The following is a 13312-nucleotide window of genomic DNA, read 5'->3' as shown; positions in this document are numbered from 1 at the left end:
GCCGGATCCCACAGGCCCGGTACCCATGTCCAAGATCCTGCTCGCCCTCTTCCTGCTCGGCCTGCCGTACCAGCTTGCGGCGCAGGCGGCCAAGCCGGCCCAGGCGACCAAGCCGGACCACGCCGCAGCGGTGGCCGTGCCGCAGGTGGTGCTCGAGACCTCACAAGGCGCCATCACCATCGAGCTGTACCCCGAAAAGTCGCCGAAAAGCGTGGCGAACTTCCTGCAATACGTGCGCGACGGCTTCTACGCCGGGACGGTGCTCCACCGGGTGATACCGGGCTACCTGGTGCAAGGCGGGCTGTATACCCGCGAGCTGCGCCCCAAGCGCACGCGGCCGGCGATCCCCGACGAGGCCGACAACGGCTTGAGCAATCTGCGCGGCACCATCTCAGTGGCACGTGGCACCGACCCCAACAGCGGTACGGCGCAGTTCTTCTTCAACCTGGTGGACAACCTGCGCCTGGACTTCGTCGGCAACCAGAGCAGCCTCACCTGGGGCTTCGCGGTATTCGGCAAGATCACCAAGGGGCTGGACGTGCTGGACAGGATTGCCGCCCTGCCAACCCGCGCACTCGGACCATTCTCCGGCGACGTGCCCAACCCGTTGGTGGTGATCGAGAGCGCCCACGTCGTCGGTGAAGAAGGCGATGCGGAGAATGCCGGCGGCAGGCCAGCCAAGGCGGCCACTGCCGCAGCCCAGCCCGCACCGGCCAAGCCCGCCGCCAAGCGCGGCAGGCCAGCCAAGCCCACCAGTGGCCGCCAAGGCCAGTGACGGATCCGGCCATGGTCAGCTTGTTCGTCGCCGATCTGCACCTGGATCTGACGCGGCCACACCTGGTCGCATTGTTCGAGCGCTATCTCGCCGGTGAGGAGGTGCGCGGTGCAGAGGCCCTGTACATCCTTGGCGACCTGGTGGAAGCCTGGGTCGGCGACGACGACGACGCCGAACTGCCGCAGCGCATCGCCGCCGCCACCCGCGCCGTGCGCGATGCCGGCGTGCCGGTGTATTTCATGGTGGGCAACCGTGACTTCCTGCTCGGCAAGGTATTTGCCGAGCGCGCCGGCTTTACCTTGCTGGATGACGCCGTGGTGCATGACATCCATGGCACCCCGACCCTGCTCATGCACGGCGACTCGTTGTGTACCGACGACCTCGACTATCAGGCCGTGCGCGCCGAAGTGCGCACGCCGCAATGGCAGGCGCAATTCCTCTCGATGCCACTCGCCGCCCGGCGCGCGTTCGCGGCCAAGGCTCGCGATGCCAGCCGCAGCCATACCGGCAGCGCCAATGAAAGCATCATGGACGTCAACGCCGAGGCCGTGGCCGCCGTCATGCGTGAGTACGGCGTCACCCGCCTGATCCACGGCCACACCCATCGCCCGGCCGTGCACGCGCTCGACCTCGATGGGCATCCCGCCGAACGCATCGTTCTGGGCGACTGGTACCAGCATGGCTCCGCCCTGCGCGTGGACCGCAACGGGATCGAGCTGCGCGGGCTGTAACGGCTACTCCGCGCCATGCGGTCATGCCGCCATCGGCGACGCCGCTGCCTGGCACACATTCACGCGACAATCCCATGCACCCGGGCAACATCGACCGGGGCTGCACTGACTGCACTGCTCGTGCCCGAAATTCCTGGCGGCGGGCAAGCGCGAAGTGGCGACAACCCTGATGGCGCCCAGCACGCCCGGGCTGCCGCTTCGATCGGCCTTCGTGTCATGGCCCTGATCCGATCGTGCCCGACGGTACGTGACCTGGCATCGACGCCGGCAACAAGGTTCCCCGGATATGCAAGCACTCCACTTCCCGGACTGGCCAAATGACGAATGGCTCCGCCTCGGCATCCTCGCATTGGGAGCGCTGCTGCTTGCGCTGATCGTGCGCTGCATCATGCACCTGGTGGCGCGCGGCCTGGTCAAGGCTCATCCGCTGGTTGCGGACATCCACGACCGGGCCAGCCGCCCGCTCGACTGGCTCGTGCCCTTGCTGTTCGTCATGCTCGCCCTGCGCTGGGCACCAACGACGCATGCGCGCCTGCTCGACCTGCTGCACCACGTGCTGCTGATTGCCTTCCTGGCGGCGTTCACGTGGCTCGTCGTGCGCTGCATCAGTGTCTTCGAGCTGGCGGCGATCCGCCGCTTCCCCATGGATACGCAGGACAACCTGCAGGCGCGGCGCGTGGTGACCCAGGTGCGCGTGCTTGCCCGCGCCGCCGATATTGTCGTCATCACCCTGGGCACGGCGGTGGTCTTGCTGAGCATCCCCGGGGCCCGTGAACTCGGCGCCAGCCTGCTCGCCTCGGCGGGTGTCGCCGGGCTGGCCATCGGCTTTGCCGCCAAACCGGTCCTCGGCAACCTCATCGCCGGGCTGCAGATCGCGATCACCCAACCCATCCGCCTGGACGACGTGGTCATCATCGAGGGCGAATGGGGCCGCATCGAGGAAATCACCGGCAGCTACGTCTCGGTGCGGATCTGGGACCAGCGCCGGCTGGTGGTGCCGCTCAGCTGGTTCATCGAGAATCCCTTCCAGAACTGGACGCGCACGACGTCGCAGATCATGGGTACGGTCTTTCTGCTGCTGGATTACCGAGTGCCTCTGCAGCCGCTGCGCGACGAATTGCAGCGCCTGGCCAATGAATCGCCGGATTTCGACGGCCGCGTCTGCATCCTGCAGGTCACCGATGCGACCGATCGCGCCATCCAGCTGCGTTGCCTCGTGAGCTCGATCGATTCGGGGCACAACTTCGACTTGCGCTGCCACGTGCGCGAGGGGCTCATCGCCTACGTGCAGGGCCACTACCCGGGCGCCCTGCCGCGCTTGCGCGCCGAAGTGGAACGAAGACCACAACCCAGGGACGCCGACCGAGCCGGGGATTCCGCGCCAGCGACCCAGCACAGTCCATCGGCGGAGGATGGGAGGCGCGTGGAACGCTGACCCGGAAGGGAGGCGGCCCCGCCAGCCACACCCCGGCACCCGAATCATTCGCTGCCGTTGCTTCCTTCCGGACCTGGCGGAGTTCACGAACTATCGTCGCGGGGGGACCGACGGGGCCACCGTAAACGTTGGGCTTTTTGGAATGCCCTAAGCACGCCAACCGGAGGGTTGCCGCGCATTATTCATCAACTGGCGGAGAGGGCGGGATTCGAACCCGCGATACGGGGATAAGCCGTATACACACTTTCCAGGCGTGCTCCTTCAACCACTCGGACACCTCTCCACGCACACAAACCTTTATCGCATCATGCTGCACCGGGCGGGATTGTTCGGCCCCTCCTGGGCCTCACCCCTCGCTTTCGCTCAGGGCCGGCCTGCGGCCGTCCAAATTCGTTCCCGACGAATTTGTGTTCGGCCCCTCCTGGGCCTCACCCCTCGCTTTCGCTCAGGGCCGGCCTGCGGCCGTCCAAATTCGTTCCCGACGAATTTGTCGAACCCGCGATACGGGGATAAGCCGTATACACACTTTCCAGGCGTGCTCCTTCAACCACTCGGACACCTCTCCACACACAAAAACGTCGATCGCGCCATACTCATTGGCCGGGCCCTGCATGACGCTTCGCTACCAGGCCCGGACGACCGGAAACGTCCGACGCGAACCGGGAAGGATAGCGGCAGGCTGGAGTGCGGGCAAGCGAAAGCGGGCGGCTTCAGCCGGCATCTGCGCGGGGCGGGGCGGGAGTCGGCAAGGCGATCTGCTGTCCGGGGAGCACCACCCGATAGCTCCGACCAGCGATCGCAGCCCCGGCCGCGGCGCTCGCGTAGTGGTACAGCAGAAGGCGCGAGCGCAGCTCCACCGAGTACTCGCGAACCAGGTCGTCGGCGCCGGTATGCGAGGGGTTTGCCAGCAAGCCGCAATCGTGCGCCACCAGCTCGCCATGCGCCGCGCGCAGCGCAAGCACCTCCGGAATCGGCCGCGTGTCGCCGGTATAGACCAGGCTTCCTTGCAGTGCGAGGCCATACGAAGTCCCCGGCACGTGGTGGCGCGTCGCAAACAGGTCGAACCACCAGCCGTCAAGCCAGAAGCCGCGGGTGCACGGCACGAGCTGGAACGCTTCCCAGAAGTTCACCCCACCCTCGGCGACGGCCCCGGGATAGTCCCCGACCCGCGCATGCAGCCAGGGCAACACCCCGGCATGCACGAACACCTTGAGGCCTGCACGCGGCTTGTCGGCAAACCATAGGCGGGCAAACAGGTGCTCCATGTCGCCGACATGGTCGAGGTGGGTGTGGGTGATGAACAGCGCCTTCGGCAAGGCGCCATAGGTGGCCAGATAGCGCGCCACGGTGCCTGGCCCACAATCGATCAACAGCATCGGCTGCGCATCGCGCTCCAGCACCGCAGCAGAGGTACCGAGTTCGGCGCCGGCGTGGGCATCACCCACGCCAAGAAAACGCAGTTGCCAGCTCATGCCGCCCACTCCTGCCGGTAGCCGGCCAGCAAGGGTTGCCAGATTGCCGCCTCGAACGCCGGCACGCCATCGCTGGCCGCACCCAGCTTCAGCAGCGAGCGCCGCAACCGCCGCAGGTTGGCCTGGCGCCAGGCGCCGTGCGCTATGCGCAGGCGGCCACGGTCAAAGTCGATCAGGTGCACCCCGTTGGCATTCAACAGGATGTTGTGCGCATTCAAGTCAGCGTGGCAGACGCCCGCACGGTGGAAGCGCGCCACCACGCCACCGATCCGCGCCGCGACGTCCGCGTCCAGCGCGCCTCCTGCCAATACCTCGGACAGCGTGTGCGCTTCGGGGACACGCAGGGTGATCAGGTCGGCCGTGTACCACGCGCCGCGACGCGCATGGCGCGCGGCAATCGGCACCGGCCCTGGCAAGCCGAGCCTCGTGATCTGCTGCAACAGGCGGAACTCGGCAAAGCTCCGCGTCCGCGCAGCGCCCTGCCACAGGTAGCGGTCCGCCAGGAAGCGCGCCACCATGCCGCCACGGTGGTAGTGCCGCAAAATGCATTCGCCGGCGGGGGTGGCAATCACGGCCACGCCACCGCGGCCGCCGCGCAGGTAATGCAATGCCTGGCGCGCTTCCCAGTAGGCCGGGACGAACCAGTCGGGCGTAATGTGTTCAAACCGCGCCGCGTCAAAGACAATAGCCGTGGCGGCCGCGTTGCAGGTTCGTTCTTGCATCAGGCCTTCCACCAACGCGAGTCCGCCCACGCTCCTGGCACCCGTCGATTCTAACCTACGCCGTGAACCCACCCGCCTCGATCTGCCTGCTGCGCACCTCCGCCATCGGCGATGTCACCCACGTCGTGCCGCTGGTGCATACGCTGCAATCGGCCTGGCCGCAGGCGGCCCTGGTGTGGATCATCGGCAAGCTCGAGCGCCGCCTGGTGGGCGACCTGCCCGGCGTGGAGTTCGTCACCTTTGACAAGACCGCAAGCGTGGCCGGCATGCGCGGGGTGCGGCGGGCCCTGGACGGGCGCCGCTTCGACGCCTTGCTGCACATGCAGGTTGCCCTGCGCTCGAACCTGCTGAGCCTGGCCATCCATGCCAGGCGGCGCATCGGCTACGACCGTGCGCGGGCCAAGGATCTGCACGGCTGGTTCATCAACGAGCGCATCCCGGCGCGCAGCGGCGAGCACGTGCTGGATGCCATCGGCAGCTTTTGCGAGCCGCTTGGGCTGCACCAGGGCCAGGTGCGCTGGGACATCCCGGTATCAGCCGGGGATCATGCCTGGGCAGCTACGCACATCCCCGGCGACGCGCCGACGCTGGTGGTCAGCCCGAGCGCCAGCCATGCGCTGCGCAACTGGCGCCCGGAGCGCTATGCAGCCGTGATGGACCACGCGGCCTCCCGCGGCTGGCGCACGGTACTGGTGGGCGGACCCAGCGCGAGCGAGCGCGCCATGGCCGACGCCATCCTTGCCGCCACCCAGGCCGCGCCACTCGACCTGACCGGCCAGGACACGCTGAAGAAGCTGCTCGCCCTGCTTGCCCGTGCGCAGCTCGTGCTGACCCCGGACTCGGGCCCGATGCACATGGCCAATGCCGTGGGTACGCGCGTCCTCGGCCTGCATGCGGCGAGCAACCCGAACCGCTCCGGGCCGTATTCGGATCGGCGCTGGTGTGTCGACAAGTACGATGCGGCCGCCCGCCGCTACCTGGGCAAGCCGGCCAGCGCCCTGCCCTGGGGTACGAAGATCGAGCGCCCCGGCGTCATGGACCTGATTGGCGTCGACGACGTCATCGAGCGCTTCGAAGCCGCCGCGCACGATCTGGCGCTGCCATAGAGGGCCGCGCGCCCGCAACCTCGACTCAAGGGTCTCCTCGCACCCGTCCAAACTCGCGGCTCCAGCCGTCAACCCGTGCGCCCATCCACCTCTTGGCCTCCGCAATCATCCGAACACACCCCCGCGTCCCGCTTTCGCGCACTGCTGTCCGGAACGTTTTGGGGCCGCCTTGGGCTCATCCGCAGCATCGCGCCAGCACGCGAAAAACTGCCTCGTCGTCATTCCCGCGCAAGCGGGAGGCGCTTTTCAACAGACGAATGTCTGGTCATCCAGTTGTTTGGCCTTCACGAGCCGCCGGGAAGCACTGGATCCCCGCTTGCGCGCACTACTGTCCGGAACGTTTTCGGAACCGCCTTTGCTTCATCTACGGTATCGTGCCAGGACGCCGAAACCCTACCTGGCGTCATTCCCGCGAAAGCGGGAATCCAGTGCTTTGGCCTTCGCAGACACCTAAAAGCACTGGATCCCCGCTTGCGCGGGGATGACGATGGAGGTTCGAGGGTCTGGGTAAGACAACGGGGTGACCACCTTTTTTTGAGTCCAGGTTGCGCGTGACAGCCGTCCAGCCTTGCGTCGCCATGTCTTCGGTGTCGCGGCACGAATTTATTCCGGACAGCAGTGCGCTTGCGCGGGGATGACGATGGTGGGTTGAGGTCCAAGGGTGAGACAACAAGGTAAGCGGCCATTTTTTGAGTCCGAGTCGCGCGCGACAGTCATCGAGCCTTGTTTCGCAACGTCTTCGGTGCCAAGGCACGAATTTATTCCGGACAGCAGTGCGCGCAAGCGGGGATGACGCCGAGGCAGGATGACGCCAGGAGGGATGACGACTGGGGCGCCGCGTGGAACGACGACGTGGTTGATCCGTGGGCATGACGATTCGCGGCCTGAACGGAGTTTCCCTAGCTCGCCCGGTAGGGCTGGTAGGACTTTTCCTCGACCAGCTCGGAGCCGAGCTTGAGGTTGATGGCGCGCTTCCACGCGGCGCGCTCGTCGTTGCGGACATACACCGAGCGCGCCAGCCCGATGAACTCCGGGTCAAACGCCTGGGCCAGCTCCTTGCGACGGATCGCGTCCTCGATGTCCCAGAGCTGCTCGTTGACCGCCAGCAACTGCGCGCGCTCGGCGGCAATGTCGACCTTGGCCGCCTCGTCCGCCGCCCAGGTCGCCTCCAACAGTTCCAGCTCGCGGTGCACGTTCGCCAACTTGGCCGGATCGGCGATACGCCGCGCCTTGATCTCGAGGATGGTGAGCTTGTCGATCAGCTCGCCGTGGGAAACGGGGACATGGATCAGGCTCATGGGCTTGCTCCTGGCAAGGGCATCAGGGGGTGGCGAGCCCGGCACGCAGGGTGTCGACCAGCGCAGCGCGTGCGACTTCGGATTGTTCGCCGTGCTGCAGATCCTTGACCGTGACCACGCCCTTGGCCAGCTCGCTCTCGCCCAGCACGAGCACGTAGCGGATCCCGGCGCGGTCGGCGTACTTGAACTGCCTGGCGAGCTTGCCGCCCTCCAGCACCACCTCGGTGGCAATGCCGGCGGCACGCAGCTCGCCGGCCAAGGCCAGGTAGGCCGGCAACTGGGCATCGTCCATGTACGTGACCAAGGCGTCCACGGTACTGCCTGCAGCGTGCAGCAAGCCCGCATCGCGCAATTGCCAGAACAGGCGGGTGAGCCCGATCGAGATGCCGACGCCCGGCAGGTGCGATTTGGTGTACTGGCCGGCGAGGTTCTCGTAGCGGCCGCCGGAACACACCGAACCGATCTCCGGATGGGCGTCCAGGGTGGTCTCGTACACCGTACCGGTGTAGTAGTCGAGGCCGCGCGCAATGGACAGGTTCAGCGCGTAGTGCGTTTCCGGCACACCCAACGCATGGATCAGGTTCAGCACCTGCTTGAGCTCGGCGCGGCCTTCCTCCAATGCCGGCGGTCCGCTGCCCAGCCGGTCGAGCTGGTCCAGCGCGTCGGCCAGCGAGGTGGAGCGCACCTGCACCAGGGCCAGGATGCGCTCGACCGTCTCCGCGGGCAGGCCGAACGGGTTGCCGATCAAGGTGGCGCGCACCGCCTCGGCGCCGCGCTTGTCCAGCTTGTCCACCTCGCGCAGCACCTGCATCTGCTGCCCGGCGTCGACGATGCCCAGGCTCTCGAAATAGCCGCGCATCAGCTTGCGGTTGTTCAATGAAATGGTGAATGCGCCGATATCCAGCTCGCTGAACACGCTGTAGATCACCGCCGGGATCTCGGCGTCATGACGCACGGACAAGCTGTCCTTGCCGATCACGTCGATGTCGCACTGGTAGAACTCGCGGAAGCGCCCGCGCTGCGCCCGCTCCCCGCGATAGACCCGCTGCATCTGGTAGCGGCGGAACGGGAAGTTCAGCTCGCGCTCGTGCTCGGCCACGTAGCGGGCCAGCGGCACGGTGAGGTCGAAGCGCAGCGCCAGCTCGGGGACGCCGCCATGCTCGTGCACGTGCTCCAGCGCCCCCGTGGACTGCACGAAATACACCTGGCGCTCGGTCTCGCCGCCACTCTTGGTCAGCAGCACGTCGGCATATTCGATTGCCGGGGTCTCGATCGGCAGGAAGCCGAAGCGCTCGTAGTTGCGCCGGATCACCTCGAGCATGCGCTGCAGCACGATCTGCTCGCGCGGCAACAGCTCGAGCACGCCGGGCATGGTGCGGGGCGGGGTAAGCGCCATGGGTTCCTCGTCGATACGGAATGTGCGCTGCGCCGCCACTCCGGCACGCCAGCGACCGACAAGGTTAGCAGATGCCTTGGATCGCGGACTGCGGCGCGGGTAGCCGATGCGGTGCGGATTGTTGCCAAGCAGCCGGGCGGCAACTACCATACGCTGCTCCCGCGGGGTGTAGCTCAGCCTGGTAGAGCGCTACGTTCGGGACGTAGAAGTCGCAGGTTCAAATCCTGTCTCCCCGACCAATGAAATCAAGCGCCTAGCTGACACCCGCTCATCCATCCATTGCCCCGTAAGTGCGTGGTAAGTGCGATTTCGGGCCGTCGGCCGCCTACCGGGAGGCCGCGATGCTGCCAGCCGAACCGCTGCTGCCCAGCCTTGGCCACCTTACCTCCCCTTGCGATGCTCCCTGCAACGCGATCCTCCGCCGCGTCAAGAATCAACCTGATGAACCTGTCGCCATTTGGCGCGGTAGTTTGCTCCATGCGTGCGTTGGCGGGCTGGCCGTTGTTCTCGACTGTGAGATAGACGTCTCCCCCGGCAGTCGCTTGTACGCCCAGCTTCCCGTTGCTGCCACGCGTAAGCGGCATGATGGCCTCGGGGGCCATCCTCGCCCATGACGCGTTGCCGCCCTTGGCAAAGAACGTGGGCTTGTCCACGATGGTGGCAACGTTGCCGCTCGATCAAAGTGCAACGCTGCACCTTGATGCCGCAAGTGCTCACGTGAGCACTCGATCGCGGACGCGTGCGCGACGTGCTGCACTCGGTAAAGGGTCAACGTTGACCCTTTACGGCGGTGCCAAGTGGGAACCGCCAGAAGTCAGGCACAGAGCCGATCGCTCACCAGCCGGTTCAAGCTGATTCCAGACTCGGCGGCCGTGACAGCCAGCGCGCGGTGACGGTCAGGCGGGATGCGAACCTGGAACTTGCCGCTGTAGCGTTTGGTGCTAAGGGGATCGGGGATCCGTTCGCCACCTTGCTGCATGTCGGCAAGCACTTCATGAACCATCTCGATGATGCCCGACAACGCCTCCTGCTGCGTAGGCGCAAGCCACGACAATGACGCGAATTCCGCGCACAACCCGACAAACTCGCCGTCCTCTTCGGACCAGGTCACGCGATAGGTGTAGCGATCTGCGTTCATGGCTTTTCCTCCAACTTTGCGATAGCGGCAAGAACCTGCTTGACCTGATAAGGCTTGGCTTTGCCACCCTCGCCCTTCTGTATGTTCACGCGCGGATCGCCAGCCCACGGTGTCTTGTAGATGCGGTGGCTGGTGCCTTGCTGCCGCGCCGCTCCAAAGTAGTGTTCGCACACCGCACAAAGGTCCAAGAACCGCACCGATGACGGCGCTGCATGCATCCCTGCGACGATCTTCCCTACCTTGTCCACGGCCTTATTTTAGTCTCAATAGTGATACTACTTCAACCCCCGTACCACCTACCCCACCAGCACCTCGACCGCCGCCGCCTTGTGTTCCGGCGCCAGGTGGGCATAGCGAAGCGTCATCTTGATGTCGCCATGCCCCAGCAGCTCGCGCACAGTGTTCAGGTCAACGCCGGCCATGACCAGCTTGCTGGCGAAGTCGTGGCGGCAGTCGTGGAAGCGGAAGCCTTCAATCTTGGCCTTGGTCCTCAGCCGGCCCCACGCCTTGGCCGTGCACGTCAGCTTGAACAGCCGGCCCTCGGGTTCCTGCTTCTTCCACTGTTTCAGCACGGTCAGGGCTTCCGAGTTCAGCGGGATATGCCGCGCCTTGCCTGACTTTGCATAGCCGGCGCGCACGGTGACCTGCTTCGTCTTCAGATCCACGTCCGCCCAGGAAGTAATCTCGCCGCGACGCATGCCGGTATTGAGCGCGCAACGTCATTGGCATGAAATGGTCGACATAGCCCTCAATGGGCTGTAGCGGCTCCCTGCCACGCACCTTGCGCCACTCGATGCCCAACAAGGGCGTCTGGATTCCCTGTCGGGGGAATGACGATCAAGGGCGTGTTGTTGACCCCAATGACGCCGGAGTGGCCGGCGGCCGCTGGGTTCAAGGCGCGGAAGCGAGTGCCAGCAGGCGGTCCAGTTCGGCCGCGGTGAAGCCAGCCGCGCGGCGGGCCGGCAGGTTGAACGGGCCGCGCAGCTCGACGCCCATGTAGGCGCGGATCAAGTCGAAGAAGCTGGCGACCGGGTCGAGTCCGTCGCGCGCACAGCAGTGGCGGTACCAGCGCGTGCCGGCGGCGACGTGGGCGACTTCCTCGCGCAGGATCAGCTCCAGGATCGCCACCGTGGCTCCGTCGCCGGCCTGGCGCAGGCGCTCGATCATGCCGGGGGTGACGTCCAGCCCGCGCGCTTCCAGCACGCGCGGCACGAGGGCCATGCGCGCCATGTCGTTGCCAGCCGTCTTCACGGCCATCTCCCACAAGCCGTTGTGCGCGTCGAAGTCGCCGTAGGCGTAGCCGAGCTCCGCCAGGCGGGCGGCCAGCATGGCGTAGTGGCGCGCCTCGTCGTTTGCGCAGCTGGCCCAGTCGCGGTAATAGGCCTCCGGCATGCCGCGGAAGCGGTAGACGGCATCCCAGGCCAGATCGATGGCGTTGAACTCGATGTGGGCAATGGCGTGGACCAGGGCCGCGCGGCCCGTCGCGCTTCCCAGGCCGCGCCGTGGCAGCGCGCGCGCATCGACCAGGAGCGGCTTGGCCGGACGCCCCGGTGCATCCATCGGTCCGGCGGGCGGCGACGAGGGATCGGCACGCAGCTCGCCAGCCGCAACGGCGGCCCAGGTTTCACGGCTCAGGCGCAGCTTGTCGGCCGGCATGGTCGCATCCAGGCAGCGCTTGGCGGCCAGGTGCAGGTCAGCCACGCGCACGGCTCCGTCCAGCACGGACCCCAGCGGGGTTCACGCGCTGCGCCGCGCCGCGCGTGCGTCGTCCGAACGCAGGATCTGGATTTGTTCCAGGTAGTCCGGCTCGAGCCCGGTGATGTATTCGCCCGAGAAACACGAGGCGTCGAAGCCCGTCAGCTTGGGATTGCCCTCCTTGACTGCCGAGACCAGGTCGTCCAGGTCCTGGTAGATCAGCCAGTCGGCTCCCAGCAGGCGCTCGACTTCCTTTTCGGTACGCCCGGCTGCCACCAGCTCGGCGGAGGTCGGCATGTCGATGCCGTACACGCTGGGATAGCGCACCGGCGGGGCCGCCGAGGCAAAATAGACCTTCTTCGCCCCGGCCTCGCGCGCCATCTGGATGATCTGGCGCGAGGTGGTGCCGCGCACGATCGAGTCGTCCACGAGGAGCACGTTCTTGTCCTTGAACTCCAGGCCAATTGCATTGAGCTTGTTGCGCACGGATTTCATCCGCTGGCCCTGGCCCGGCATGATGAAGGTGCGGCCGATGTAGCGGTTTTTGACGAAGCCTTCGCGGAACGGCACGCCAAGCACGCCAGCCAAGGTGCTGGCCGCGGTGCGCGCCGTGTCGGGGATCGGGATGACCGCGTCGATGTCGTGGTCGGGGCGCTCACGCAGGATCTTCTCCGCCAGCTTCTCGCCCATGCGCAGCCGCGCCTTGTACACCGACACGTCCTCGATCATCGAGTCCGGACGCGCCAGGTAGACGTATTCGAAGATGCACGGCGTGTGCGCGACCTGCTCGGCACAACGCCGCGTGTACAGCTGCGCATCCTCGGTGATGATCACCGCCTCGCCGGGAGCCACGTCGCGCATGCGCCTGAAGCCCAGGATGTCCAGCGCCACCGATTCGGAGGCCACCGCGTATTCCTGCCGCCCGTCCACCACGCGCTGCCCGAGCACCAGTGGCCGAATGCCGTGCGGGTCGCGGAACGCCACCAGGCCATAGCCCAGCACCAGGGCAATGCAGGCGTAGCCGCCGACCGCGCGCGCGTGCACGCCGGCGACGGCCTTGAAGATGTGGTCCGGAGTGAGCTCCATGCGCTGTTGGATCTGCAGCTCGTGCGCCAGCACGTTCAGCAGCACCTCGGAGTCCGAATCGGTGTTGATGTGCCGGCGGTCGTCCTGGAACATCTGCCGGCGCAGCGCGTCGGTGTTGACCAGGTTGCCGTTGTGCGCCAGCGCAATGCCGTAGGGGGAATTGACGTACAGCGGCTGCGCCTCGTCGGAACCTTCCGAACCCGCCGTGGGATAGCGGCAGTGGCCGATGCCGATGTGTCCGCGCAAGCGGCTGATGGAATCCTGGCGAAACACGTCGCGGACCAGGCCCTTGCCCTTGTGCAGGCGCAAGTGTCCGGCGTCGACCGTGGCGATGCCCGCGGCGTCCTGCCCACGGTGCTGCAATACAGTCAGTCCGTCGTACAGGGCCGAAGCCACGTCCGTCGTGCCGACAATGCCAATGACTCCACACATGATGTTTGCCTGCTTGGGAGAATCGT

General features: G+C 66.4%; 12 protein-coding genes, 3 tRNA genes, 1 other RNA gene and 1 pseudogene. 5 read left to right on the top strand and 12 right to left on the bottom strand.

Annotated elements, in window-relative coordinates; translation table 11 throughout:
• Nucleotides 1-25: 25 nt before the first annotated feature.
• The 3 genes from AC3WJB_RS08255 (at nt 26) to AC3WJB_RS08245 (ending at nt 2941) form a co-directional block, all read left to right on the top strand.
• Complete coding sequence (locus AC3WJB_RS08255; RefSeq protein WP_492680482.1) at nt 26-775, top strand: peptidylprolyl isomerase; 750 nt, start codon at nt 26-28, stop codon at nt 773-775.
• A gap of 11 nt (nt 776-786) precedes the next feature.
• Complete coding sequence (gene lpxH, locus AC3WJB_RS08250; RefSeq protein WP_492680480.1) at nt 787-1506, top strand: UDP-2,3-diacylglucosamine diphosphatase; 720 nt, start codon at nt 787-789, stop codon at nt 1504-1506.
• 286 nt (nt 1507-1792) lie between these two features.
• Nucleotides 1793-2941, top strand: coding sequence for a mechanosensitive ion channel family protein (locus AC3WJB_RS08245; RefSeq protein WP_492680478.1), 1149 nt, complete (start codon nt 1793-1795; stop codon nt 2939-2941).
• A 16-nt stretch (nt 2942-2957) separates the two neighbouring features.
• On the opposite strand, the gene ffs is transcribed toward AC3WJB_RS08245, so the two are convergent.
• From ffs to AC3WJB_RS08220, 5 genes are all read right to left on the bottom strand, one after another.
• Nucleotides 2958-3054, bottom strand: an RNA gene (ffs, locus tag AC3WJB_RS08240) — signal recognition particle sRNA small type.
• Between the two features lie 77 nt (nt 3055-3131).
• Nucleotides 3132-3224: transfer RNA gene (locus AC3WJB_RS08235), tRNA-Ser, on the bottom strand.
• A gap of 162 nt (nt 3225-3386) precedes the next feature.
• Nucleotides 3387-3500: transfer RNA gene (locus AC3WJB_RS08230), tRNA-Ser, on the bottom strand.
• Nucleotides 3501-3651: 151 nt separating this feature from the next.
• Nucleotides 3652-4413 (bottom strand): MBL fold metallo-hydrolase, encoded by a 762-nt coding sequence (locus AC3WJB_RS08225; RefSeq protein ID WP_492680476.1) that lies wholly within the window; start codon nt 4411-4413, stop codon nt 3652-3654.
• Nucleotides 4410-5135: a 3-deoxy-D-manno-octulosonic acid kinase gene (locus tag AC3WJB_RS08220; protein WP_492680474.1), complete on the bottom strand. Its 726-nt coding sequence runs from the start codon at nt 5133-5135 to the stop codon at nt 4410-4412. The genes AC3WJB_RS08225 and AC3WJB_RS08220 overlap by 4 nt, the downstream gene beginning before the upstream one ends.
• Nucleotides 5136-5197: 62 nt before the next feature.
• Between AC3WJB_RS08220 and AC3WJB_RS08215 the strand changes: the two genes are divergently transcribed.
• Nucleotides 5198-6241, top strand: coding sequence for a glycosyltransferase family 9 protein (locus tag AC3WJB_RS08215; RefSeq protein ID WP_492680472.1), 1044 nt, complete (start codon nt 5198-5200; stop codon nt 6239-6241).
• A gap of 899 nt (nt 6242-7140) precedes the next feature.
• Here the strand turns inward: AC3WJB_RS08215 and AC3WJB_RS08210 are convergent.
• Together AC3WJB_RS08210 and hisS are read right to left on the bottom strand one after the other, a co-directional pair.
• Nucleotides 7141-7539 (bottom strand): DUF6165 family protein, encoded by a 399-nt coding sequence (locus AC3WJB_RS08210; RefSeq protein ID WP_492680470.1) that lies wholly within the window; start codon nt 7537-7539, stop codon nt 7141-7143.
• A 22-nt stretch (nt 7540-7561) separates the two neighbouring features.
• Nucleotides 7562-8935, bottom strand: a complete 1374-nt coding sequence (gene hisS / locus AC3WJB_RS08205) for a histidine--tRNA ligase (RefSeq protein WP_492683134.1) — start codon at nt 8933-8935, stop codon at nt 7562-7564.
• Between the two features lie 162 nt (nt 8936-9097).
• Here hisS and AC3WJB_RS08200 point away from each other — a divergent pair.
• A tRNA-Pro gene (locus tag AC3WJB_RS08200) sits at nt 9098-9174 on the top strand.
• A gap of 575 nt (nt 9175-9749) precedes the next feature.
• Here AC3WJB_RS08200 and AC3WJB_RS08195 read toward each other — a convergent pair.
• From AC3WJB_RS08195 to purF, 5 genes and pseudogenes are all read right to left on the bottom strand, one after another.
• Nucleotides 9750-10073 carry a type II toxin-antitoxin system HicB family antitoxin gene (locus AC3WJB_RS08195; protein ID WP_492680468.1) on the bottom strand — a complete coding sequence of 108 codons (324 nt, stop codon included), beginning with the start codon at nt 10071-10073 and terminating at the stop codon, nt 9750-9752.
• Nucleotides 10070-10321: a hypothetical protein gene (locus tag AC3WJB_RS08190; protein WP_492680466.1), complete on the bottom strand. Its 252-nt coding sequence runs from the start codon at nt 10319-10321 to the stop codon at nt 10070-10072. Before AC3WJB_RS08190 ends, AC3WJB_RS08195 begins: the two co-directional genes overlap by 4 nt.
• Before the next feature lie 48 nt (nt 10322-10369).
• Nucleotides 10370-10774: pseudogene (locus AC3WJB_RS08185) on the bottom strand (tyrosine-type recombinase/integrase); the annotation flags it as partial.
• Between the two features lie 190 nt (nt 10775-10964).
• Nucleotides 10965-11774 (bottom strand): ferritin-like domain-containing protein, encoded by an 810-nt coding sequence (locus AC3WJB_RS08180; RefSeq protein WP_492680464.1) that lies wholly within the window; start codon nt 11772-11774, stop codon nt 10965-10967.
• 36 nt (nt 11775-11810) lie between these two features.
• Entirely contained in the window at nt 11811-13286 is a 1476-nt protein-coding gene (gene purF / locus AC3WJB_RS08175) for an amidophosphoribosyltransferase (RefSeq protein ID WP_492680462.1), read from the bottom strand.
• Nucleotides 13287-13312 lie beyond the last annotated feature (26 nt).

The organism is Rhodanobacter sp. FW510-R10, from assembly GCF_058781105.1.
This window is presented reverse-complemented; position numbering and strand designations above follow the sequence as displayed.

What these genes read in the sequence shown, in the direction of transcription:
- AC3WJB_RS08210 (WP_492680470.1), bottom strand. Translation starts at nt 7,539, where the DNA reads ATGAGCCTGATCCATGTCCCCGTTTCCCACGGCGAGCTGATCGACAAG.
- purF (WP_492680462.1), bottom strand. Translation starts at nt 13,286, where the DNA reads ATGTGTGGAGTCATTGGCATTGTCGGCACGACGGACGTGGCTTCGGCC.
- hisS (WP_492683134.1), bottom strand. Translation starts at nt 8,935, where the DNA reads ATGGCGCTTACCCCGCCCCGCACCATGCCCGGCGTGCTCGAGCTGTTG.
- AC3WJB_RS08255 (WP_492680482.1), top strand. Translation starts at nt 26, where the DNA reads ATGTCCAAGATCCTGCTCGCCCTCTTCCTGCTCGGCCTGCCGTACCAG.
- lpxH (WP_492680480.1), top strand. Translation starts at nt 787, where the DNA reads ATGGTCAGCTTGTTCGTCGCCGATCTGCACCTGGATCTGACGCGGCCA.
- AC3WJB_RS08245 (WP_492680478.1), top strand. Translation starts at nt 1,793, where the DNA reads ATGCAAGCACTCCACTTCCCGGACTGGCCAAATGACGAATGGCTCCGC.
- AC3WJB_RS08220 (WP_492680474.1), bottom strand. Translation starts at nt 5,135, where the DNA reads ATGCAAGAACGAACCTGCAACGCGGCCGCCACGGCTATTGTCTTTGAC.
- AC3WJB_RS08195 (WP_492680468.1), bottom strand. Translation starts at nt 10,073, where the DNA reads ATGAACGCAGATCGCTACACCTATCGCGTGACCTGGTCCGAAGAGGAC.
- AC3WJB_RS08225 (WP_492680476.1), bottom strand. Translation starts at nt 4,413, where the DNA reads ATGAGCTGGCAACTGCGTTTTCTTGGCGTGGGTGATGCCCACGCCGGC.